The sequence below is a fragment of the Acinetobacter sp. 1294243 genome (genome assembly GCF_000588015.1).
GTDB classification, from domain to species: Bacteria; Pseudomonadota; Gammaproteobacteria; order Pseudomonadales; family Moraxellaceae; genus Acinetobacter; species Acinetobacter pittii.
On sequence record NZ_JFXG01000002.1, the window covers coordinates 188,516 to 212,182 of the forward strand.

The 23,667-nt window shown below is 37.4% G+C and carries 26 protein-coding genes; 10 read left to right on the forward strand and 16 right to left on the reverse strand.

Annotated features, from left to right (window positions below; genetic code table 11):
• Positions 1 to 35: 35 nt before the first annotated feature.
• The 4 genes from J655_RS08530 (at position 36) to J655_RS08545 (ending at position 3,202) form a co-directional block, all read left to right on the forward strand.
• Positions 36 to 1,061 (forward strand): methionine ABC transporter ATP-binding protein, encoded by a 1,026-nt coding sequence (locus J655_RS08530; protein WP_002119636.1) that lies wholly within the window; start codon positions 36 to 38, stop codon positions 1,059 to 1,061.
• The gene (locus J655_RS08535; RefSeq protein WP_002119707.1) at positions 1,058 to 1,753 is read left to right on the forward strand and encodes a methionine ABC transporter permease; all 696 of its coding nucleotides are present in this window, start codon (positions 1,058 to 1,060) and stop codon (positions 1,751 to 1,753) included. Before J655_RS08530 ends, J655_RS08535 begins: the two co-directional genes overlap by 4 nt.
• 152 nt (positions 1,754 to 1,905) lie before the next feature.
• Entirely contained in the window at positions 1,906 to 2,637 is a 732-nt protein-coding gene (gene gloB / locus J655_RS08540) for a hydroxyacylglutathione hydrolase (RefSeq protein ID WP_005068466.1), read from the forward strand.
• A gap of 361 nt (positions 2,638 to 2,998) precedes the next feature.
• On the forward strand, positions 2,999 to 3,202 hold the full coding sequence (locus J655_RS08545; RefSeq protein WP_002119766.1) for a hypothetical protein: 204 nt from the start codon (positions 2,999 to 3,001) through the stop codon (positions 3,200 to 3,202).
• Positions 3,203 to 3,365: 163 nt separating this feature from the next.
• Here the strand turns inward: J655_RS08545 and J655_RS08550 are convergent, their stop codons facing one another.
• A complete protein-coding gene (locus tag J655_RS08550) occupies positions 3,366 to 4,664 on the reverse strand; it encodes a dicarboxylate/amino acid:cation symporter (RefSeq protein ID WP_002119617.1) in 1,299 nt (432 codons plus the stop codon).
• Between the two features lie 457 nt (positions 4,665 to 5,121).
• On the reverse strand, positions 5,122 to 5,682 hold the full coding sequence (locus tag J655_RS08555) for a TetR/AcrR family transcriptional regulator (RefSeq protein ID WP_032005399.1): 561 nt from the start codon (positions 5,680 to 5,682) through the stop codon (positions 5,122 to 5,124).
• 137 nt (positions 5,683 to 5,819) lie between these two features.
• On the opposite strand from J655_RS08555, the gene J655_RS08560 reads away from it, so the two are divergent.
• Positions 5,820 to 7,022 (forward strand): MFS transporter, encoded by a 1,203-nt coding sequence (locus tag J655_RS08560; protein ID WP_032005397.1) that lies wholly within the window; start codon positions 5,820 to 5,822, stop codon positions 7,020 to 7,022.
• Between the two features lie 58 nt (positions 7,023 to 7,080).
• Here the strand turns inward: J655_RS08560 and J655_RS08565 are convergent, their stop codons facing one another.
• The 4 genes from J655_RS08565 to J655_RS08580 form a co-directional block, all read right to left on the reverse strand.
• Entirely contained in the window at positions 7,081 to 7,533 is a 453-nt protein-coding gene (locus J655_RS08565) for a GNAT family N-acetyltransferase (protein ID WP_005073564.1), read from the reverse strand.
• Between the two features lie 27 nt (positions 7,534 to 7,560).
• A complete protein-coding gene (locus J655_RS08570; RefSeq protein ID WP_032052260.1) occupies positions 7,561 to 8,934 on the reverse strand; it encodes a PQQ-dependent sugar dehydrogenase in 1,374 nt (457 codons plus the stop codon).
• Positions 8,935 to 9,106: 172 nt separating this feature from the next.
• A complete protein-coding gene (locus tag J655_RS08575) occupies positions 9,107 to 9,526 on the reverse strand; it encodes a PH domain-containing protein (RefSeq protein WP_017480817.1) in 420 nt (139 codons plus the stop codon).
• 58 nt (positions 9,527 to 9,584) lie between these two features.
• The gene (locus tag J655_RS08580; RefSeq protein ID WP_002119648.1) at positions 9,585 to 10,274 is read right to left on the reverse strand and encodes an aspartate/glutamate racemase family protein; all 690 of its coding nucleotides are present in this window, start codon (positions 10,272 to 10,274) and stop codon (positions 9,585 to 9,587) included.
• 280 nt (positions 10,275 to 10,554) lie between these two features.
• Here J655_RS08580 and J655_RS08585 point away from each other — a divergent pair, with 280 nt between their 5' ends.
• From J655_RS08585 to J655_RS08595, 3 genes are read left to right on the forward strand one after another with little or no spacing between them, the layout of a single operon-like run.
• Positions 10,555 to 11,127, forward strand: a complete 573-nt coding sequence (locus tag J655_RS08585; protein WP_032005395.1) for a nuclear transport factor 2 family protein — start codon at positions 10,555 to 10,557, stop codon at positions 11,125 to 11,127.
• Positions 11,094 to 11,588 carry a chalcone isomerase family protein gene (locus J655_RS08590; RefSeq protein ID WP_005073555.1) on the forward strand — a complete coding sequence of 165 codons (495 nt, stop codon included), beginning with the start codon at positions 11,094 to 11,096 and terminating at the stop codon, positions 11,586 to 11,588. The genes J655_RS08585 and J655_RS08590 overlap by 34 nt, the downstream gene beginning before the upstream one ends.
• A gap of 17 nt (positions 11,589 to 11,605) precedes the next feature.
• Positions 11,606 to 12,301, forward strand: a complete 696-nt coding sequence (locus J655_RS08595; protein ID WP_002119620.1) for a response regulator transcription factor — start codon at positions 11,606 to 11,608, stop codon at positions 12,299 to 12,301.
• On the opposite strand, the gene J655_RS08600 is transcribed toward J655_RS08595, so the two are convergent.
• From J655_RS08600 to J655_RS08645, 10 genes are all read right to left on the reverse strand, one after another.
• A complete protein-coding gene (locus tag J655_RS08600) occupies positions 12,298 to 13,626 on the reverse strand; it encodes a sensor histidine kinase (protein WP_005073552.1) in 1,329 nt (442 codons plus the stop codon). The genes J655_RS08595 and J655_RS08600 overlap by 4 nt on opposite strands.
• A 32-nt stretch (positions 13,627 to 13,658) precedes the next feature.
• Positions 13,659 to 14,705 carry an SAM-dependent methyltransferase gene (locus J655_RS08605; RefSeq protein ID WP_005073549.1) on the reverse strand — a complete coding sequence of 349 codons (1,047 nt, stop codon included), beginning with the start codon at positions 14,703 to 14,705 and terminating at the stop codon, positions 13,659 to 13,661.
• A gap of 8 nt (positions 14,706 to 14,713) precedes the next feature.
• Positions 14,714 to 15,493 (reverse strand): DUF1295 domain-containing protein, encoded by a 780-nt coding sequence (locus tag J655_RS08610; RefSeq protein ID WP_005073547.1) that lies wholly within the window; start codon positions 15,491 to 15,493, stop codon positions 14,714 to 14,716.
• 29 nt (positions 15,494 to 15,522) lie between these two features.
• Positions 15,523 to 16,722, reverse strand: coding sequence for an SAM-dependent methyltransferase (locus tag J655_RS08615; protein WP_032052261.1), 1,200 nt, complete (start codon positions 16,720 to 16,722; stop codon positions 15,523 to 15,525).
• Positions 16,719 to 17,510, reverse strand: coding sequence for a DUF1365 domain-containing protein (locus tag J655_RS08620; RefSeq protein ID WP_017480812.1), 792 nt, complete (start codon positions 17,508 to 17,510; stop codon positions 16,719 to 16,721). The genes J655_RS08615 and J655_RS08620 overlap by 4 nt, the downstream gene beginning before the upstream one ends.
• Positions 17,511 to 17,531: 21 nt before the next feature.
• The gene (locus J655_RS25120; RefSeq protein WP_032005391.1) at positions 17,532 to 18,794 is read right to left on the reverse strand and encodes an NAD(P)/FAD-dependent oxidoreductase; all 1,263 of its coding nucleotides are present in this window, start codon (positions 18,792 to 18,794) and stop codon (positions 17,532 to 17,534) included.
• Positions 18,791 to 19,762, reverse strand: a complete 972-nt coding sequence (locus J655_RS08630) for an acyl-CoA desaturase (RefSeq protein WP_032052262.1) — start codon at positions 19,760 to 19,762, stop codon at positions 18,791 to 18,793. Before J655_RS08630 ends, J655_RS25120 begins: the two co-directional genes overlap by 4 nt.
• A gap of 119 nt (positions 19,763 to 19,881) precedes the next feature.
• Positions 19,882 to 20,445, reverse strand: a complete 564-nt coding sequence (locus J655_RS08635; protein ID WP_032052263.1) for a lipocalin family protein — start codon at positions 20,443 to 20,445, stop codon at positions 19,882 to 19,884.
• Between the two features lie 96 nt (positions 20,446 to 20,541).
• Complete coding sequence (locus tag J655_RS08640; protein WP_032052264.1) at positions 20,542 to 21,945, reverse strand: heavy metal sensor histidine kinase; 1,404 nt, start codon at positions 21,943 to 21,945, stop codon at positions 20,542 to 20,544.
• Entirely contained in the window at positions 21,942 to 22,613 is a 672-nt protein-coding gene (locus tag J655_RS08645) for a heavy metal response regulator transcription factor (RefSeq protein WP_032052265.1), read from the reverse strand. Before J655_RS08645 ends, J655_RS08640 begins: the two co-directional genes overlap by 4 nt.
• Positions 22,614 to 22,738: 125 nt before the next feature.
• Between J655_RS08645 and J655_RS08650 the strand changes: the two genes are divergently transcribed.
• Both J655_RS08650 and uraH read left to right on the forward strand, forming a co-directional pair.
• Positions 22,739 to 23,206, forward strand: a complete 468-nt coding sequence (locus J655_RS08650) for a GlcG/HbpS family heme-binding protein (protein WP_080973565.1) — start codon at positions 22,739 to 22,741, stop codon at positions 23,204 to 23,206.
• Positions 23,207 to 23,216: 10 nt separating this feature from the next.
• Complete coding sequence (uraH, locus tag J655_RS08655; protein ID WP_032052266.1) at positions 23,217 to 23,618, forward strand: hydroxyisourate hydrolase; 402 nt, start codon at positions 23,217 to 23,219, stop codon at positions 23,616 to 23,618.
• Positions 23,619 to 23,667 lie beyond the last annotated feature (49 nt).

The window sequence follows — 23,667 nt, forward strand, 5'->3', positions numbered from 1 at the left end:
GCCTGTTTTTTCTTTTTAGCATAGTTTTTGACGACATGATTCAATTTAAAAACATTTCAAAGCACTATCAGCTTAAAGGCCAAACCATACGAGCTCTGGACCAAATTAATTTGGAAATTCCTGAAGGGAGTATTTTTGGTATTATTGGCTATAGTGGTGCAGGTAAAAGTACTTTAATCCGCCTGATTAACTTACTTGAACGACCAAATGAAGGTCAGGTTATCATTAATCAAAAGGACTTCACTGCTTTGGATGCGCGTTCATTACGTCAGGAACGTGCAAATATTGGTATGATTTTTCAGCACTTCAATTTGCTACAAACCAAAACGGTTGCTGAAAATATCGAAATGCCAATGCGTCTGCTGAATTACAATAAAGCAGAACGTGAAAAGCGCTTAAATGAGTTATTGGAGTTCATTGATCTTAAGCATAAAAAAGATGCTTATCCTGATGAACTTTCTGGCGGCCAAAAGCAACGTGTCGGTATTGCTCGTGCTTTGGCAAATCATCCAAAAATTCTTTTGTGTGATGAAGCAACCTCTGCCCTAGACCCGCAAACAACCAAGTCTGTTTTAGAGTTACTCAAGAAAATCAATCAAGAGCAAAAAATCACAATCGTTATGGTGACCCATGAAATGGATGTCATTGAAACTGTTTGTGATCATGTAGCTGTGATGGAAGCTGGTAAAGTCATTGAACAAGGTTCAACGATTGATATCTTTAGTAATCCTCAACATCCGACGACTAAAAACTTTATTCAAACTGTGTTACATCAACAGTTGCCTGTGAATATTTTAAATCAACTCGAAAATCAGCATCACCATAGCATCTACTGTTTACAGTTTTTGGGCCGTTCTGCTCAAGAACCTGTAATTCAGTCACTGATTAAACAATTTGATATTAGTTTAAATATCTTATTCGCTAACATGACTGAAATTAACGGTACTGTCATTGGTCAAATGTTTGTACAGCTTCTAGGTGAGCCTCAGTTGATTAAACAAGCTATCGAGTTTTTAGAGAAAAATGAAGTGAGTGTAGTTCAATCAGGAGATCAAGTATGAGAGATTTAATCGTACAGTGGTTAACTGAACTTACTCAACCTTTCTGGCACAGTTCTCTTTCAATTGACCAGTTTGTAACAGCTCTACAAGAAACATTTCACATGGTGTTTTTTGCGCTGTTATTTGGTGGTATTTGGGGTTTCATTCAAGGGGTTATCCTGCTTGTAACTCGCCCAGAAGGTATTTTGCCAAATAGATTCGTCTATCATTTACTCAACCCAATTGTAAATGCGTTACGCTCTCTCCCATTTATTATTTTACTTATTGCAGTGATTCCTCTTACCAAGTTGTTGGTAGGTACTTCAATTGGTACATGGGCAGCGATCGTTCCTTTAACAATTTACGTTGGTCCATATATGGGACGTTTGATTGAAACTTCCCTACTCGAAGTAAATGAAGGAATTATTGAATCTGCTCAGGCGATGGGTGCTACACCTTGGCAAATTATTTACCGCTTTATTTTGCCAGAAGCACGCAGTTCACTCATTTTAAACCTCACAACAGCGACAATCAGTTTGATTGGTGCAACAGCAATGGCTGGTGCAGTGGGCGCAGGTGGTATTGGTGACTTAGCAATCTCTTATGGTTACCAACGTTTTGATACAAGCGTTGTAATTTTAACAGTAATTGTTCTATTGCTCTTAGTACAGATTGTACAGACGCTAGGTAACTGGCTCTCTAAGATCCGTTAAATTACTCATATAAAACGCTCCCTAAATGGGGGCTTTTTTGTTTTATATACATCATTTTCATAAAAAGGTTGAATGAGTGGCTTAATACCATTTTCTGTTATTATCAAAAACAGCGATTACTTACTCTTTGGATTTGGTTTTAGGATAAAACAATGCGTTATAGAATTCATTTTATTGATGTACAGAATGCCCTCCAAAACTATATCTGGATTTTAGAAGATACTGAAACCCAAGAGGCTGTTGCAGTTGATCCAACAGAAGCTGATCTTGTGACTCAATTTTGTCAAAATTATCAACTCACTTTAAAACAAATCTGGCTCACTCATTGGCATAAAGACCATATCGGTGGTGTAGCGGATTTAACGGCTGGCCAAAATATTACTGTCTATGGTCCACGTGATGAGCTCTCAAAAATTCCGGGAATTACTCACCCCTTACAACATGACGATCATTTAAAATTTAATGATTTAAAAGTAGAGATTATCGCGACCCCAGGTCACACCTTAGGGCACATTGTGTATTTTATTGAAGAGTTAGAAGCTGTATTCTGCGGTGACACTTTGTTTGCAATGGGATGTGGACGATTATTTGAAGGTACGGCTGAACAAATGTATCACTCACTTAGTCGTTTAGCAGCGCTACCAACACAAACCAAAGTTTATTGTACGCATGAATACACGCTTTCAAATGCCGAATTTGCCTTAACGGTAGAACCGCATAACCATGCCTTATCTGAACGAGCTGAAGAAGTTCGTGAGCTACGTAAACAAGGATCAATCACTCTTCCGAGTACGATTGAACTTGAATTAGCAACCAATCCTTTTCTTCGCGCAGAAAGTGCTGAAGATTTTGCTCATTTACGTGCACTTAAAGATAATTTTTAAAGTTAAAGCTTCTCCTTTTAAGAGATACAGTTTCATTTTAAGAACTGTATCTTTTTGCATAGCGCACGTTGATCGTAATTATTTTTTACATTTACTTTATTCTTATTTATTCAGCTTTTTTAAAATTTCGCCAAATTTATATTTTTTAAAAAAAATGCCGAAGAACAATTTTTTAAATAAAAAAATTTTATTTTTTAGTTACATAACCTCTCCATAATTTTATAAAAAAGAAAACTTTCCTTTCTCTAGCTTACTTTTTTTACAAGTTGCAAAATAAAACAAAGATTTCCCCCTTTAAAAAATCTAATTAAAACCCTATTAATAAATAAGATGTAATGCCACGGATAGAAGGAGTTCTCACGTGAAAAAGGTTGTTAAAGCTAAAAATTTGATTGCGTTTCGTATTTGGTTAGAAAAGTTAGGGTATTCAGTTAAAAATCTTGCTGATGGAAAAGGTTTTACTTTCAGTTTTAAAAAAGAATATGGTTTAGTGACCTGTGATTTGGCAGGAAACTCATTAGCGATGCAATTAGGTGAAGAGTTTGAGGATCACTTAAAAGCATAATTTTTTACGACACAATTTTTTATTTAAGATTGTCTTTTTTTAAAAGATAAGTAATAGCAGAACTTTAGAATGATTTAATTAAAATATATTTTTAGATGTTAAAAAAAATCTGTAGCCGGGCTACTCTCCCAAATTGCCCTTAGCTACAGATTTTTTTATAAGGTTATTCTGCTTTAGGGTTCTTTAAGGCTTTATCTAAAAGATCTTTATCTAAAGCTTTATCCCAACGTGCTACAACAATTGTTGCGCAAGCATTACCAACTAAATTTGTTAATGCACGGCACTCAGACATAAAACGGTCAATACCAAGAATTAACGCCATACCTGCAACAGGAACAGCTGGTACAACAGATAGAGTGGCAGCCAGAGTAATAAAGCCTGCACCAGTCACCCCTGCTGCACCTTTAGAACTTACCATTGCCACAAGAAGTAAGGCAATTTGTTCACTAATGGATAAGTCTACGTTACACGCTTGGGCAATAAACAGAGCAGCCATAGTCATGTAGATATTTGTACCATCAAGGTTAAATGAGTAACCTGTTGGAATCACCAAACCGACTACCGATTTTTCACAACCTGCTTTTTGCATTTTATCCATTAAAGATGGTAAAGCTGCTTCAGAAGAACTTGTTCCTAAAACTAACCAAAGTTCATCTTTGATATAACGGATTAAATGAATAATTGAGAAACCATTGTAACGGGCTACTGCTCCTAGGATCACTATGACAAACAATACCGCTGTAATATAGAACGTCATAATTAATAGTAATAAATTACCAATTGATTCGATTCCATACGCACCGATGGTAAAAGCCATTGCACCAAAAGCACCGATTGGAGCCAGCTTCATTAACATACCAACAAGGTAAAAAACTGGAGCTGTTAAGTTATTTAAGAAGTCGGTAATTGGACGTGCACGGTCACCCAATGCAGCCAAAGAAATACCAAATAATACCGCCACAAACAGAACCTGCAAAATCTCGCCACCTGCCAGAGGGCTAACTAGAGTTTGCGGGATAATATTCATGAAGAAGTCAGTAATATTTGTTGCATGCGCCTTTTCAACGTAAGTATTTACTTTGTCGTTGACTAAGGTAGCAGGGTCAATATTAAGACCTTTACCTGGTTGGATAATATTTGCCACAATCATACCAACCACAAGCGCCAAGCTTGAGAAGGTAAGGAAATAAAGCATAGCTTTACCAGTTACACGGCCGACTCGGCTCATGTTTGTCATACTGGCAATGCCTGTAACAACGGTTAAAAAGATGACGGGAGCAATAATCATTTTAACGATCTTGATGAATGCATCACCAAGCGGTTTTAAACTTTCACCAAGTTCTGGGTAAAAATGACCAATTAAAATGCCCAAAATAATTGCAAAGATGACCTGTACATACAAAATTTGGTGAAATTTCTGTTTTTTCTGTACCGTTTCTTGGTCAAGGGTATTGAAATCCATTATCTAAATACCTTTTCGATGGGGATAAAAAAATAAAATATAAAGCGTGCACCACAAGCTGCTTTATCAGGGAAAAGCCATTGTAAAGAATAAAAAACGGCCTGTGTTATAAATTTAAAAAATGTCAAATTCAATAATCATGCAATAAATTATATAAAATCATTTTAATTTTCTAGTTTTTAAAAAATAAAAAAAAACCAAAATTCGCTATAAATCATTATTTAATATTAATATTTTAAGTAAAAATATGCACAAAAATGTCTGTAGAAGTTTAATTGTCTCATACAAGAACAACATTTCTTAAATAAATGATTTTATAAAAAACATGTAAATTATAAATTATGAAAATTTAGTTTAAAAATAATAAGAAAAATTGATATATAATTTTTTAACAAGATAAAGTGTCTCGTTCTTGTTAAAAAAATCACACTAATAGGCTTTGATAAATTAATTCAAATTAGGGAGCGTTAAATAACCGTTCCAATAAAATGTGGACGTAATCTAAACTTAAGGTACGTTCAGTGAATAAGATGCGAAATAGCATAGGGGCAATAACAGCTTCGATAATTTCTTTATTATTTATAGTGGGTTCATTACGCGATTTAGCTCTGGCTTGAATAATATCAAGTTGTTGAATAATTAAGGTTTCACATTTTCTCGCATTTGAAGAGTCGGCTGTATATAGCACATCACGCAATAATGTTTGACCAACTTCAGAAGAATACTCCTCAAAATATTGTTCAATCCATGCAGTGATATCTAGCTGAAATGAACCTAAATCTTTTGGTTCCATATCAGGTTTAAGTTCATTTAGGGCTACATCTGAAAATAGCTGATTAATATCGCCCCAACGGCGGTAAATTGTCGAAGGTGTTACTCCTGCCTCATGAGCGATCATAGGTATGGTAATTTGGCTCTGCTCTAAGGTTTTTTGAAGCTCTTTTACCGCTTGGTGCACCGCAGTTTGAATTCTTTCACTACGACCACCAGGACGTAAGCCAGTAACAACTTTTGCCATTTATAAACTCTGTAAAGGGATCAAAAAATTTATAAATATTTATATCTATATACAAAATACACTAAAGCTAAGGATTTGCTTTAGTGTGAAAATAATGTATAAAAGCTAAATATTCGCTTTTATATTATTCATCTTATATGAACAATTCAAGTTCAAAACGGTCTGGATCAGTTTTTCAGTTAGATAGTGCAAGTGCATTGACACTCAATACAATCACGCTCATGACCTTTATGGCGGCGTCTAGTGCACCGACTCCACTTTATCGTCTATACCAACAGCTTTGGCAATTTTCACCTGTCACTTTGACTTTAATTTTTGCAACTTATGCTTTTACTCTGCTGGGTTCATTACTGATTATTGGTTCTTTGTCTGACTATATTGGACGTCGTCCTGTCATTATTGCAGCCATTTTTCTGCAAATTATTTCGATGAGCTTTTTCTTATTTGCTTCAGATGTTTCGATGTTATTTATTGCACGGGGCTTACAAGGAATCGCAACAGGGCTTGCTGTCTCGGCTATAGGCGCAGCAATTTTAGATTTTAGTAAGCTTCAGGGTTCGCTTATTAATAGTATCGCACCAATGGTCGGCATGGCTGTTGGTATATTTCTAACTTGTTCTATTTTGCAATTCTCTGCCCAACCATTACAGCTTGTTTTTGAATTTTTATGTCTTCTTCTTATTTGTGAACTCATTTTAAGTTTTTTTACTCCTGAAACAGCCCAAAAAAGATCGGGTGCACTTGCCTCTTTAAAACCCAATATGGCTATTCCTCCACAAACAAAAAGTGCTTTATTGAGTATTAGTCCGATTAATATTGCTCTTTGGATGGTCAGTGGTTTCTTCCTATCACTTATGCCTTCTTTACTGGCAAAAATTTTCCATACTTCATCGGCATGGCTAAACGGTGTTATGTTTATAGCGCTAGCACTCTCAGGCGCAGCCGGTATATTAACACTTAGAAAGTCGACAAATTACCGTATTTTATTAACCGGTACTCTTTCAATTGCTATTGGTTCAACCATTTTATTTTTAGCAATTAATCTTACAAGTGCAGTAGTTTTATTTCTCGGTTCTATTATTACGGGGGTGGGTTTTGGTACAGCTTTTATGGGTACGATCCGCACAGTAATGCCTCTAGCTTTACCAGAGGAACGCGCAGGACTTATGGCTGCATTTTTTGTTGAAAGTTATTTAGCATTTAGTATTCCTGCAATTTTCGCTGGCTATTTTGTTGGGAAAATTGGGCTGATGAGTACAGCAAATAGTTATATTAGTTTTATTATTTTACTATCGTTTGTCGCGCTTCTTCTGATTTTTAAAAATTTTAAAAGTAAATAAGCCTACAAAAAATAGCCTCTATAGAGGCTATTTTTTTATAGATGCTCTTTAAATTCTATTAAAAAGTATCTGCTACATACATACGTACCATCTCGCCTTCCTCATCCTTTACCAACATTAAAAACCGCCAACCACATTTTTCATAAAACTCGGTATGGTCTGTTATTAAATAAAGTGTTTGGATGCCCTGATTACTCAAGTCTTCACGTATAAAATCTAAAATGTGCTTTGCAATATTTTGGTTTCGATAGTTCTCTTCTACAAATAAAGCACATAAGTTTGGTGTTAAATCTTTACGCTCATGGAAGTCATTATCAATGACTCCTGCTCCAGCAATTAAATGCTTATCTTCATTTAAAACAATGTACCACTGTGGAATAGCATGCTTTTGATCAATGGAAATCTGAATACTATCAAGATAGGCTTCCACAGGGATTTGCCATTTTTCAGAAAACCACTGTGCAGCCATTTCTTTGTATTGAGGGTAATCAGATAACCGTAATATTTGCATAAAATAAACCTATTTTGTCCAACCTTTTTAAGGTTGAGTCACTGAACTACTAATGGATTGCTGGGTTGGACTCTCATAAGTTGTCTCAGCAACTGGCGAAACGCGCCAAATCGTATTGCCCACATCATCTGCAACTAACACAGCACCTGAAAAATCGATTGCTACACCCACCGGACGACCATACGCTTTGCCTTTATCGCTGAGAAATCCAGTCAAAATATCTTGCGGTGGACCTGAGGGCTGACCACTTCTAAATGGTACAAAAATGACTTTATAACCACTGTGAGGTTTACGGTTCCAAGAACCATGCTGACCGATCAATGCCCCACCTCTAAATTGTGGCATCAGTTCGGCTGTATAAAATGCAAGGCCTAAAGAAGCCGTATGGTTACCTAGCGCATAGTCGGGTTTAATTGCACGAGCAACCATTTCAGGATTTTGCGGTTTTACTCGCACATCTACATGTTGACCATAGTAGCTATAAGGCCAACCATAAAAAGCACCGTCTTGAACCGAAGTCATATAATCGGGTACTAGGTCACTACCGATTTCATCGCGCTCATTACCCACCGTCCAAAGTTTACCGCTTTGAGGTTGCCAAGCCATACCATTTGGATTACGTAGGCCTGTTGCAAATGGGCGAGATTGACCACTTGCAATATCAAACTCTGTAATTTGTGCGCGACCTTTTTCTTGATCTAAACCATTTTCAGCAACATTACTGTTAGAACCGACAGTAATGTAGAGCTTTGTACCTTCGCGATTAGCAATTACATTTTTGGTCCAGTGGTGGTTTAAAGCACCACCCGGTAAGTCCAATACTTTGGTTCCACTGGCTGTAATTTGAGTTTCCCCTTCTTGGTAAGGAAAACGCACCAGTGCATCCGTATTGGCGATATATAAGTTATTACCTACCAATGCCATACCAAATGGAGAATTTAAGTTTTTAAGGAATACCGTTTTCTGGTCAGCGACGCCGTCTCCATTGGTGTCACGAAGTAAACTAATACGGTTTGCGCTCGGATGAGATGAGCCTGCACGCCTCATCACAAAAGTCATGATTTTACCTTTAATACCTTTGCTGTCTTCCGGTTTAGGCGGAGCATCTGTTTCAGCAACCAATACATCGCCATTTGGTAATACATAAAGCCAACGCGGGTGCTCAAGTCCTTTGGCGAAGGCTTTGACCTTTAAACCTTCTGCTGGAGTAGGCATAGCGCCATTTGGCCAACCTTCTGCTGGGGCTATATTAACGGTCGGTAATAAGCTTGTTTTTGGTTCAGGAAGTTTTGGTTCTGGGCCATAACTATCAGTAATTGGATATTGAGAGGATGACGCACATCCTGCAAGTACACATACAACCGTAATGCCTAAAGTTGGCTTCAAAAAATCGTTAAGCATCTTTTATCTCCATTTTATTTATTCGCAATAAATACAGGTTAATGCTTTAGAAGAGAGACTTATAGTTGATTTATTTAACTGTGCTGAGCATTACAGACCGTATTTTTCAAAAATCTAATACATAACTGAGTATTTATTAGGCACTTAATTTACTTTCTTAATTAACTATCAATTAGAACTTGGTCCCAGAACTATTGTTTAAAGTATTTAAAAAGCTCTCTTTATCTTTGGGCGAGATCATTACGGTAGCCATTCTTCCATCTTTCATATAATAAATTTTAAGTCGATCTAGCGATAATGCTGGAGAAGAAAGTGGATTATGGGTAGGTTCTATTTGAGTAATATCATTGATATTAATTTTCCATCGAAATACCAAGCTCTTAATGATTAATGTGTTGTTTTCTACTACGTAATACGTGTTAAAGACCGGAAGCCAAATAACCAAAATGACTAAACTATAAATGACGAGGTGTGGAAAATTTGAAGCTAAAGAATAATGATAATTTGCTTCATAAATTTTCATAACGATATTGGCAGTGATCACAACAAATATTAATAAAAGCCACCAATCAATTTTTGATCTAAATTTCAAAGTTATCCTCCATCTTTAAAATTAATTCCTAACAATTTATTGTTTCTAATTTATCTTCTTAAGTTAAAGCAAAACTCACCGCCTCTTTTGCATGAATGGCGGTCGTATCAAATAAAGGAACCGAGAATTTAAGCTCACCAATTAACATACAAATTTCAGTACAACCTAAGATAATTCCTTGGGCACCTTCAGCTATAAGTCTTTCTACAATAGCGATATACTTTTGCTGAGAATCGGGGTTAATCACACCTAAACAAAGTTCTTCATAAATGATGCTATGGACTATTTTTCGGTCGGCTTCATTTGGAATAACAACATCAATTCCATAATCCCGCAATCGAGCTTTATAAAAATCTTGCTCCATTGTAAAAGCTGTCCCTAACAGTGCAACTTTACCAATGTTTTGACTCAAAATTTCTTTTGCTGTTGCATCGGCAATGTGTAAGAAAGGAATCGAAATTGAATCTTCAATCTGCGCAGCAATTTTATGCATGGTGTTAGTACACACCAAAATACAATCTGCTCCTGCTTTTTCTAAATTTTGTGCTTGCTCAGCTAAATATGTGCCAGCCTCTTGCCATAAACCCTTCGCTTGCAAGGCTGCTATTTCTTCAAAATCAACACTATTAATAATGACCTTAGCGGAGTGCAATTTTCCTAATTTACGATGAACCATTTTATTGATTTGTTGATAATAAAGCGCTGTAGATTCCCAACTCATTCCGCCTAATAAGCCGATTGTTTTCATTATTGAACCTTTCTATTTATTCAAAACTTATCTATATCTCTTATGAGTAAAGCGCAGCTAGAATAAAATTGCTTTCTTAAATTTTTTCTTGCTTATCTTATTTATTAATCTTAAACGCTGTGAAGTCGATAGAAATTTTTAAGTTGATTAGGCCTAGTTTATTAAATTTCCAAAACAGAAAACGCTCTCCATTAAACCCAAATCATAAAATATAAGAATTCACGCAAAATTCACGACCAGCTCTTTAATTTGATCTTATAAAGTTGGCTTGGATATCGACATGAAAATTATAACTACAGCCCTAGGGTTGGTTACTTTGGTAGGTTTAACGGCGTGTAAAAGTGTGCCTAGTTACTCAGGTGACTATGGCAAAGCTGAACAAAAAATTACTGGTATAGAATTAGATGATCAACAGGCGCTAGATGTCGGCAATCGTTTTGTCGCTGCATTTAATACGCTCGGTACTCCTTCTTTTGTAAATAATGCTAGCAATCTTTACGCTGATCAGCTCTATATCAACGATACACTCTCGCAGTTCTCTCAAAAGAAAGATCTGATTAAGCATTTTGAAGGCATGAATGCCCGAGTGAGTAATGTCACTGTAAAACTCATTAGTGCAACTCATCACCAAGATACAGCCTACATTCATTGGTACATGACCTATGACTTTAAAATGCTAGGTCGCTCAAAAACCATGGCTTCTTATGGAATTAGTCAAATTAAGATTAATGAGCAACAAAAAATTATTTTCCAGCAAGATTATTGGGATCCGGCAAATGGCCTTTACCGTTCTTTACCCATATTTGGAGGAGTATATAAATGGGTATTACCGTTCAAAAAAGTCGAATCTTGATATTTCTGGGAATCTTAATCGTATCTCAAGCGAATGCGGCTGAACTAAAAAAATGCAGTTCAGCTCCTTTAATGGTGACGAGCAAGAAAGTGGGAAATGTCAGTTACTTTGCTGAAGATTGCCTAAAAAATTGGCAGAACCAAAGCATCAAAATGGACTTTAGCTATAACCGCGATATTCCCGAGTGGGCATTTAAACGCGCAGCAACCCACTTTTTGAAGAAAAATGTTAGCGGCTTTGATGCGAAATCCCCGCTTAATCATATTAATGAACTATATAGGCCAATTAAGAGTGGAGATCTTTATAGTCTCTACTATCAACATGAAAATCAAAAACTAGAATTAAAATTAAACCAGAAGCTACTCGGCTCTTTGAACAATCCGAATGCAAATCAATATTTTAAAATCTGGTTTGGTAGCGAACCGTTTAATGCTAAATTAAAACAACAATTATTAAATTAATGGCTTAATAAAATCTCATGGGTAATCACTTTATCCTCATGGTTGAGGACCATTTTGAACTCGCAGCAACGGTCTGCGAATTTCTTGAAGTGCATGATTATGTTGTCGATCATGCACGTAATTTAGATGCTGCACGGACTTTTCTCAAATCTCAGCATTATCATCTTTTGTTGCTCGATATAAATTTGCCCGATGGCTCGGGTTATGACCTATGTAACTGGCTACGTACCGAACAAGGCGTTGATATTCCCGTTCTTATGCTCACAGCAAGAGATACTTTAGATGACAAACTTAAAGGTTTTACTGCTGGCACAGATGATTATTTGGTAAAACCTTTTGATTTTAATGAATTAGTGATGCGGATTCGTGCATTAATAAAAAGAGCAGCTGGTGAAGTCACTCACCATAAAATTCAAATTCACGACTTAATTCTTGATAGCTCAACTCAAACTGTGGTTCGTGCCGGAAATAATATCGAGTTACCCCCTATTCAATTTAAACTATTAAAAATTTTGATGCGCCAGTCTCCAAAAGTAGTGACTAAGCAAGAACTGATGATGGAATTATGGGGAGACGAAGAACCTGAAAGCGATGCGTTACGCAGTCATATCTATAACCTAAGAAAAATGGTTGATAAACCTTTTGATCCTAAACTATTACATACAGTGGCAGGGGTCGGTTTAAAAATTGCTTTGGAAGATTCCGCGACTTAACTTAAATAGACCACAACAATTAAGCCTGTGGTTGGCTCCAAATCGAGTTCAGGATGAGTGGTTAAATAATATTGTCGATCAAACAGCTCCACTCTCCATCCTAGTTGTTTGCAAAGCTTTTGTACCAATTGCAAACCAATTCCATGGCCTTTAGCCTTTAAGGAAAGTTGTGTGTCGCTTAGCTCTTGCACCTTTACATCGTTAGGTAAAGAAATTCCAATTCCATTATCTGCAATAATCAGGCTGTTTTTTTGTTGAATAATGTCGATTTGTGAGCCTTGAGAATAGTTCAGGGCATTACGTAAAATATTACCTAAAACCATTTGAGTCATCGAAGGATATAACCAACGTGGCTGCTCAGAAACATCAGGTTGAATATTAATTTGTATCCCTTTACCTGCACTTACCGCTTCTAAACTTTCAACAAGATCCTTTACCGTTTTCGATAATAAATTTTTCTCAGATGGCAAGCTCTGTACCGTATTACGTGCAATCGCAAGTAAGGTATCAACGAGCAGCTGCATATCTTCAATTGTGTTATGAAGACGGACTAAGGATTTATCGTCTCCGTATTTCGCCTGACACAGTTGTACATTACCTTTCAAAATGGTGAGTGGAGTGCGTAACTCATGGCTCACATCTCCAGTAAATTCTCTTTCACGTCGAATAAAATCACTTAAAACTTGATGATATTTTTCTAAAGCTTGTTTGAGATATTCGGCTTCCATGTTGCCATTGGTATTAATATCTCTAAAAGGAGATGCCTGAGTATCTTGATGTGCCCAATCAATATTTTCTAAAGCGTTCGCTAAGCGCGTAATTGGAGAAAAATAGCGTCTTGCTCTTCGGTTTGACCACCACAAAAAGCTATATAGAACAGATAAGCTGAACATCAGTGGAGCAAGACCAAATAACCAGATCAGCTTATTAACATTGCTTTCGCCAAATACCAATAGAACATGCTGACCATTACGCTCACCATAGACCGTCATTCGTTCTTTACCATCAACGAATACTCGGTGCACGCCACTCTCTAAATGCATGCCCCGAAAAGGTTGAGGCGCGGCCTGTGTATTCCACCGATATCCATATAAATTTTTAGTATCTGGTAAATCAGCATTTGGATTACGTTCTATGCGTAACCAGTAATGCTCCATTTCCTGTTCTAAAGCGGTTTTAAGTAAAGAGCCCTTAATCACCCAAGCACTACAAGCCAACCCGACCACGATCGATAATGCAATCAGACCAATCTGCAACCAGTAATATCGATTGAACATTTGGGCTAATGGATGACTCGCTTTGCCATCATGTCGAGTTTTTATCATATCTTTATCGCCGGGATAGGCTATAGAAATTACTATGATCGCTTTTTAAATAAAAAGTGACCAATGACCCATTCTTGACCTTGCTCAAAACCAAATAACTCAGCACAAGCCATGAAGAAAATACGCCAGCGTTGCCACCAAATATTGGCATCTTTTCCATAGATTTTTTTAAACAGGGGCTTCAGTTCGACTTCTTGGTTATCCATGTTATCAAGCCAAGCATTTGCCGTTCTCATATAGTGCTCACCCGACCACTGCCACTGTTGAGCCAACTCTAAATGCTCTTGAAAATGCAAAAAAGTCGAAGTCGAAGGCATTAAACCGCCAGTAAAGAAATACTTGGACATCCAATCATAATCTGATTTCACTTCAAAAGGATAATGTAAAAAGCGATGGCAAAAAATATGACACCAAAGTAAGCCGTCTGCTTTTAACCAGCCCTGAATTTTTTCAAAAAGACGTTGGTAATTACGAACGTGTTCAAACATTTCGACCGATACAACACGATCAAACTTGTCTTGGTCTAAGTCAAGTACATTCACATCACAGGTAAGCACTTCAACATTGGTTAAACCTCTCAATTCTGCTTGCCGAAGAATATGCTTTTTCTGAGTTGCAGAATTTGAAACAGCCGTAATCTGTGAGCCTGGATAGTTTTCTGCCATCCACAAAGTTAAAGAGCCCCAACCACAGCCTAACTCTAAAATCTGTTGACCGTTTTTAAGTTGTGCTCTTTCACAATAAAGCTGAAGAGCCAACTCTTCTGCCTGATCTAAAGTTGTTGTTTTAGTCGGAAAATAACACGCACTATATTTGAGTCTTTTTCCAAGCACCGCCTGAAAAAACTCGGTCGGCAATTCATAGTGCTGCTCGTTTGCCTTATCCGTTTCAACCGCGATTTCGCTCTTCTTCAGCATATTAAGCACATCCATGTAGCGCTGCGCTCCTTGCTCAGGGTCATAACGGCCTTCTTGGATTAAGCGCTTTTTACTTAAAGCACGAATTGCAGCTCGAATTGCATGATCTGGAATCACACCACTTTCAACAATTTTCAAAGACTGATGAACAATAAAATCCATATGCGCACCTATTTTTTGGGTTTTCGCGGAATAAACATTGATGTTTTTTGTTGATAATCAAGATAATTTTGACCGCGACTTTTAATTGCTTGTTTTTCACTAAATGGAATACCCGTGACGTAATATAAAAATAGCCACATCAGTAACGGATAAATCCACAATACATATTGGCCTGCCGCTAAACCAATAATTGGATAGGCAAACCAATGCAACCATTCAAAAAAATAATTGGGGTGACGTGAATAACGCCATAAACCCTGATCCATGGTTTTGCCATGATGATCTGGATTTAATTTAAATCGGTATAACTGCTGATCAGCGAGCTGCTCTCCAATAAAAGCAATTGCCATGATGACAGCTGCAATTACTAAAGCGACTTTATATCCACTACTCCATTCAATTGCCTCTACATTGAGTAGCGTCCACATCGGCAAAAAGAACAAAAGCACTAAAAGTGTTTGAAAGATAAAAAAGAATAAAAAGCCAATATGCTGAAACTTACCCATCGCTTTACGCATGCTCGCGTAACGGCCATCTTCTTTTTGTTCAGATTGATAACGTCTTAACAGATGCCAAAACAATCTTAAAAACCATAAGCCGCTAAAAATACCGATAAAAAGACGCACTTCAACTGGAGCAACTGAAATGAGTAAAGAAGACACGATAATGTTTACTGCCAGACAGAAACTCCATGCAGCATCTACAATTCCAGCTCGGCCATTTAGAGTGGCAAGTAACCAGCTCAGCAACATGATCATTAAATCTAGAATCAGTAAATTCCAAAACATGAGCAGTCTCCTTACTTGAGCGGTTTGAGTCAGTAACTGGTACTTTCAAACAACAAGTGAACATTGCTTATCACGCCTTCTTTAAAACCACCTTCGCAATAACATAAATAGAAATCCCACATGCGGATGAAGTTTTCATCAAAACCTAAAGCCAATACTTGTTCCCGCGCCGCTAAAAAACGCGCTCGCCAGTGATGAAGTGTTTGCGCATAACTTAAACCAATATCATTTAAATGTTTTAACCTTAAACCGCTTTCAGAAGCAGTTTGAGTTAATACACTTATGCTAGGAATAAAGCTACCAGGGAAAATATAGCGCTTAATATAATCAACTGTATTTAATGCTTTTTTATACCGGAAATCTTCAATAGTAATGGCTTGAATAAATGCCAACCCTTTCGGTTTTAAGAGTGCTTTACATTGATCAAAGTATGTCGATAAATATTGCGCACCAACCGCCTCAACCATTTCAATTGAAACCAGCTTATCGAACTTGCCTTCGAGCAAACGGTAGTCTTTAAGTTGCACATCAATTCGATGTGCAAAGCCAGCTTCATTTACACGAGTAACGGCTTCATCATATTGAGCTTGTGAAATGGTAATGGTGGTTACTCTACAGCCATAATGTTGAGCTGCATAAATGGCAAAACCACCCCACCCACTTCCAATTTCAACCAAATGATCTAGCGGTTTTAAATCTAACTTTTTACAAATGATCTCTTTTTTTAAATCAGATGCTTCTTCGAGGGTCATGCTTTCATTTTCGAAAACTGCGCTCGAATACATTAAAGACGGATCTAGAAATAATTTAAAAAAGTCATTGCTTAAGTCGTAATGCTCAGCAATATTTTTACGGCTACCACTTATAGAATTCTTTCGATTTTGATACCAAGCTTTAAGAAAAAACTGGCTCGCTTGAGCAATAACATTCTGGTTGATTTGGTCCAATACAGCTCGGTTACGTGCCAAGATTTGAATCAACTCGACAAGGTGCTCGCTGCTCCAGTCACCACGGATGTAGCCTTCTGCTGCTCCCAAAACACCATTTTTTAAAATGAGATCCATCAATAAAGGATTGTGAACTTCAATCACAGCATGTAAGTCTGAAACTTCACCGACCGTCCCATTCCACGCGCCCTGAAAAGTGATCTGTCCATGACGTAGTTTGAGAAGACTCTTGAGCAGTAACGGTAGTGAGTCATCTTCACCATAAAGAAATGTTTTTATCATGTCTTATCTACCTTGATCTTTTTAGGATGACGATAAAATGGAACTTTTTTTCGCCACAACTTAAATGCCTCTAAATATATTGAAAACAACATTTTAAAAGGTGCTAGGCTGTTTATAAGAGCATATCGATATTGCTGTGAAGGAAATGTGATGGGCACAAGCTCAAAACGCATAGTGGCATCAAAGACTTGTTTTTGCTCTTCAAAAAGCTGCATGTGAATGACATTCTGCTGATCTGAAAAACTAAATCGCCAACGGTAAGTCAACTGCATGGGCATGAACGGCGAAACATGAAATGATTTTTCAAAGTTAAAATCGAAACTTTGATAGTCACCTACCTGTCCTTGTTGTTTTATACAGTCATGTGTATAGACTTTTCGTTCATTCCACGGGGTATTGGTGATTTCACTAAGAATAAAGAGCGGTTTTCCAGCTTTATTTAAAACAAAATAAAATACGACCGAATTAAACCGAAAACCCAAACAACGAGGCAAAGCCAACACTCGAATTTGCCAGTCTGGCCGAAGATGTAAGTGATTATTTTGCAGTATCGCTTTCTCTACTCTTTCTCTTATAGAACCGTGATACATGTTTAAAAAATCATTTTTAGATAGATTTAATACATTCCAATGATCCGTCGACCAGAGTGAACAATCTTTTGTGATATCAACTAATTGATCTGGATCGAACCATAAATAATTTAAGGTCGATGTAAACTCATGCGGTTTAGGGTTATAACGCCGATGACGAATAAGCGCAGGAGCGATAGCAAGTTTATTTAATAACATTTGAAAGCTCCTTACTTATTCTTATAACGCTAAGAGTTGCTCAACAACACATGCTGCACTGCGGGCACCATCTTCATGAAAGCCCCAGCCCCAATATGCTCCACAAAATGAAGTACGATTTTGCCCATTAATTTCATACCAACGAGATTGAGCTTGAATCGCTTTTGCATCAAATACGGGATGTCGATATTGCCGCTCAACCAAGATGTCTTCGGCTTTGATTTTCATATTCGGATTTAAAGTAGAAAAAATTTGAGTAGTGCAGGATAAATTCTGCAAATTATTCATCCAGTAGGTAAAACCATAATGTATGTCGGCCTCATCGTTTTGGACTTGAGATTTTGGTGTTACATGTACATGCCAGCTTGCCCACTGCAAACGGCTTTTAGGCATAATTGAAAGATCACGATGGACGACCATTCGATTATCTTGATAACCAAATTGGCTTAATATTTCTTGTTCAAGCTCTGACGCATCTTTAATTAAATTTAGGCTATCGTCAGCGTGGCTTGCAAAAATCACCCAGTCATATTGGGCTTGCCCTTCAACGGTTTCGATCAACACAGTTTCTGGTGAACGACTCACAGCTTTTACTTCTGCAAATTTCCACTTAATGGATGGGCAATTCTTTTGAATAGCACGAATATAGCTTGCTGAACCGTGTTTAACTGTTTGCCATTGTGGGCGGTCTTTTAACTGCAACATGCGGTGATGTTGAAAAAAGCTCACCACAAATCGATATGGAATTTGTCCTACTTGCTCAAAGGGTGCCGACCATAAGGCACCGCACATCGGATAAAGATGCTCATAACGGAACTCATGACTATATTTGTGAAGGTCCAAATACTCTTCAATCGATAAATTAGGATCAATATCTGCCACATCTATATCTTTATTGTCATCATAAAAACGCAGCAAATCTGAGAGCATTTGCAGAAATTTTCGGTTTAAAAAGTTCTGCGGACGGGCAAAGAGCGACCATTTTTTTGAAGGATTATATTGAAGTCCACTGACCAGATTATTCACAGAAAAACTCATATCGCTGCTTTGAGTTTCTACGCCTAATTTTTTAAGCATGTCGGTAAATAACGGATAGTTATAGTCATTAAACACAATAAAACCACTATCTACCGCGACTTTAGTGCCTTCTATCTCTAGCTCGTGAGTATCAGTATGACCGCCAAAATAATTATTTTTTTCATACACAGTGACTTGATGTTGTTCTGACAATCTCCAAGCTGCGTAAAGTCCAGATATACCCGAACCAATAATGGCAATTTTCATAACACTTCACCGTTTTCAATTTTTTCTATCGATAAATTTTTAATCTTTTTGTATTGATAAACCTTGTCTGGTACTGGCTTTAGCCCCCACACCAAACCAAATATAGACATCAGTTTGAGCACATAAAAAGTGATATCAATCTGCCACCAATAAAAACCTTGTCGCACACTGCCTGCGTAAAAGTGATGGTTGTTGTGCCATCCTTCACCCAAGGTAATTAAAGAAAGTAGGAAGTTATTACGGCTATCATCTGGGGTGTTAAACTCACGTGAGCCATAACGATGAGCGAGTGAATTAATACACAAGGTTGCATGTGTTAATAGAACAGTGGAAATGACAAATCCCCACACTAAAAGTTGTAAGCCATTGGTGCCCAACTCAGGAAAATGTTGTGCAAGCCACGAACCTAAACCATAAATTGCTAAGGCCGTCAAAATCACAATAGGCAAACTAAATCGATCTAGCCAAATTAGCTCTGGATATTTCAACCAGTCTTTAATGACTTTTTTTCGAGTAGCAAAATTTTGCTCATTTAAAAACCAGCCTACATGCGAATACCAGAAGCCTGCTTTCGCTGAATGCGGGTCCTGATCGGTGTCGGTAAAGTGATGGTGATAACGGTGATGGGCTGCCCACCATAAAGGTCCGCGCTGCGCACTCATGGTCCCGATCAGTACAAAAATGAATTGAACAATACGTGATGTCTGAAAAGTTTTATGCGAAAGATAGCGGTGGAAAAAAGCAGTAATTGCAAACATGCGAAGAAAATAAAACCCCAGCATGAAGATCACAGCAAACCAAGATATGCCCACCCAAAACGCTGCTAAACAAGCGATATGTAATAAAATAAAAGGAATAATTCTTAACCATTGAATGTTCTTTTCAATGACATATTCGCTAGAAGCACCCACTTGCGCATTTTCTGAATCTGACCAGCTATCGATCCAGCGCAGAAAAAATTTAGACATTGATTCTTCCTGATCTAAAGCATTTCTTTTGGTTCTAATTTAGAAAATGCGCAATGAATTTTATGTGAAGTTCACTCAATTACGAGATAAATATAAGCATCTACGCAACCAGCATTTCACTATTTAGACTGTGTTGTTTTAACGAGTTTAGAAACGTCGTAGCCATAGCTTTTTGCGGTTTGCAGATAAGATTGATATGTCGCCTCATCAAGTTGAGGGCTACGAGAAAGAATCCATAAATATTTATGGCTTGGGCCACCTACTAAAGCGACCTGATAATTTGGGTCAACTCTTAAAACCCAGTAATCGCCTTTTGTAAAAGGAATCCATCTAAGACCAGAAGGTAAAAAGCTCACCTTCAATTTACTGTTGCCTTCATTTTGCGGATAAGCAACTCCTTCAGATGAGATCATTTCGCCTTTTTTTGTCGTACAGCTATTTAAAACACCAACGGTTTTGTCCGCGTTAATAGAATAGTTTGCAGTTGTATTGGCTACACAATTACGCTGAAAAAACATCGGTAAATGCGCAATTTCATACCACTTACCTGCGTATTTATTAATATCGATAGAATCAACAGCGACAGGTTTAGTATTGGTGTCTGCAAAGGTGCTCAAAGGAAGCATTAAGCTCACCGCTGCAAGACTGCTGCTCATGACCAGTGATTTAAATAATAATTTCATGATTGCCCTCTTCTGTTTATTTCATACGTTTAAACATACGTCAGAGGGTTGTGAACAAAGTGTGAATTTTAAAAATTAAAGAACATTAATAAGGATTTAATTGTATTTCTTTGGAACATCTGCAATTGGAAAATCAAGCTCAAAGCACACACCCTCGACAGTGTTATAAACTCGATAGCGGCCATCATGTAGATCCATAATTGAAGCAACAATCGATAAGCCTAATCCACCTGTTTGATTCTCATCACTTCGACTTGAATGGCATTGGTAAAATCTTTCAAAAAGATGCTCAAGTTGATGTTCAGCAATTGAAATACCACCCGTTACCACAGTTAGGCTTACCCATTGCCTATGTTCAATCATTTTATGTTTTGTTGCGATATAAATAGTTCGCTTGTTACCACCGTGAACCAGCGCATTTAAAACAAGGTTATAAACGGCTCGTTGAAATAGCTCAGGATCTGCAAATAACTTTTGAGCTTCTAGATTAAAACTAAAATGACAGTCTTGTTCCTCGGCTTGATATTCAAAAATCTGGCATATCCTATCCATAACATCTTGGGGATTTATTTCTTGTTTGTTTACAAGCACCATTTTCTGATCGGCTCTTGCCAAGAAAAGCATGCTATCAATCATGCGTTTTAATCTGTGGTAGTCATCTAAATGGGACACTAGCAAATCTTCATATTGCTCAACCGAACGTTCGCCAGTTAAAGCAATCTCGGTTTGTCCAATCAGGTTATTTAAAGGTGTACGGAATTCATGAGCGATATCTTCAGAAAAACGGTTGAGCTGGGTATAGCCTTTTTCGATACGCTCAAGCATGTGGTTTATATCTTTTGAAAGTAGCTCAACTTCTAAAGGTGGATTTGGGAGGTTTAATCGGTTCTGTAGCTGATTTGCATTAATAGAATGAGTTTGCTTACGAAGCTGTTGTAGCGACCTTAAACCTAAATGACACACTAAAATGCAAAGTACAAAAATTGCAAACACGCCCCCAACCACATACATCAAGAGACTTTCTTGAAAAGGTAAAAGAATGTTGATGCGTTCCGACCACTGTTTACCTGCAATCAGTAGATAAGGCTCGTTATTAATTTTTATGGTTTTCCAAGCAATACGCGTTGGATATGAGTTATTGGCTAAATCTTGAAATTGAAGACTGTCACGCTGTGCAAGTTCAGGTAACTGAATATGGAGCGGATTGATATTAATTAAAGTTTTGTCTTTATGGATGAGCAGAAACAAGTTGTCTTGGTTACCGAGCATGTTTTGATACAGCTTAGGACGCGCAATAATTTGCTCTACATTTTCGCTATCTTGCAGCAAAATTTCCAAACGATTAATTCTGTCTGCTAAAGCTTTATCTTGCTGCTTCAATAAAATTTGATTAATGCCTAAATAGGTCATAAAGCCGACTGAACATAAAATTAAGGCAGAACAAAGCGTGACCAGTAATGTAATACGGACTTCAAGAGAACGTAGAAATTTAAAGTTCATAAGCTAACCGAAATTTTATAGCCCAAGCCACGTATGGTATGAATGAGTTTTAATTCATATCCTTCATCAATTTTGCTTCGTAAACGGCGTACCGCAACGTCAATAAAGTTGGTATCGGTATCAAAGTTAATATTCCAAACCTCTGAACCAATTTGTCTGCGTGTCACAATTTGCTCTTTGTTGAGCAATAGATAGCGCAACAAATTAAATTCGGTTTTGCTCAGCTCAATTAAGTTGCCACTACGCCATACTTTATGACTGACCACATCCATCTTTAAATCACTAATAGACAACTCATTTTCTTGCAGATATTGCTGTCGTCTTAACAGACTTTTAATGCGTGCCAACAGTTCAATATAGGAAAAAGGTTTAGCCAAGTAATCATCTGCGCCCAACTCCAAACCTTTCACTCTATCCATCACCTGATCTTTCGCCGTTAAGAAAATCACCGGAATTTTTGAAAACTGGCGTAGGACTTGTAATACGCTCCAGCCGTCTATGTCTGGCAGCATGACATCAAGAATAAGCAAGTCATATTTATCTCTCTTTAGCATTTCCAAACCTTGCAGCCCTAAGTAAACACACTCCGCTTGATATCCAGACTCTTTTAATCCTTTGACCAAATAAGTGGCGATCTTGATCTCGTCTTCAATAATAAGGATACGCATTTTGTAGAGACTCATTTGAAAGATGACAACTTTGTAATGTGATTGTCATGCTTGAAATTAAGCAATTTGTTTAAGATTTTCAAAGCGACATAGAGGCAATCATCATGAAAAAATTGAACTGGCTGATGTTAGCAGCCGTGCTATTCGGTAATAGTACTTTTGCACAGCCCCCTGCTTTGAATCAAGTTTATTCGTTAGATCTTCAAACTGCCCATCTGCTAGCCGACAGTGCAAAAGAGGTATGCAAAAAATTAAATCAAAACATTGCGGTTGTTGTTGTAGATCGCGGTGGTAATCCATTAACTGCCGAACGGCATGAGTTGGTGGGCCCGCATAACTTAATGGCTGCCGAGAAAAAGGCCTATACCGCGTTATCTACCAAAACATCGACCTTAGTTTTAAGCCAAAACAGTAACCAAAACCCCGATGCAAAAAATTTAACCACGGTAGCAAATTTACTTTTGTTAGGCGGCGGCATACCTGTTCGTTTTGAGAAGCAAGTAATCGGAGCGATTGGGGTTGCAGGTGCTGGCGGCGCACAAAATGACAATCAATGCGCAAGCAAAGCCATTGAAACCGTTTTTCATTCATAAGGAGTTCACCATGACTAAATCATTTATTGCTTTATCTTCGTTATTTATTGCTTCGGCTACATTTGCACAAACTAATCCGCTAAGTGTGCATGTGTTAAATCTAGAAACGGGTTTACCCTCTTCTCAGGTTGAAGTCGTTTTAGAGAAAAACACCAATAACCAGTGGGTTAAAATCAACCAGCAAGTGACAGATTCAAATGGTCGTATTACTGCGCTCTATCCAGAAAATAAAAAACTAGAGCAAGGTATTTATAAAGTTACTTTTAAAACAGAAGACTGGTTTAAAAAGAACAAACAACAAACTTTTTTTGCCGAGGTTCCTGTAATTTTTAAAGTCGATGGAAGCGTAAATCACTACCATATTCCTTTATTACTCAGCCCTTACGGTTACTCAACCTATCGAGGCAACTAAAATAAAAAACCCCTTTATCTGTTGTGCACAAATAAAGGGGTTGGTTAAA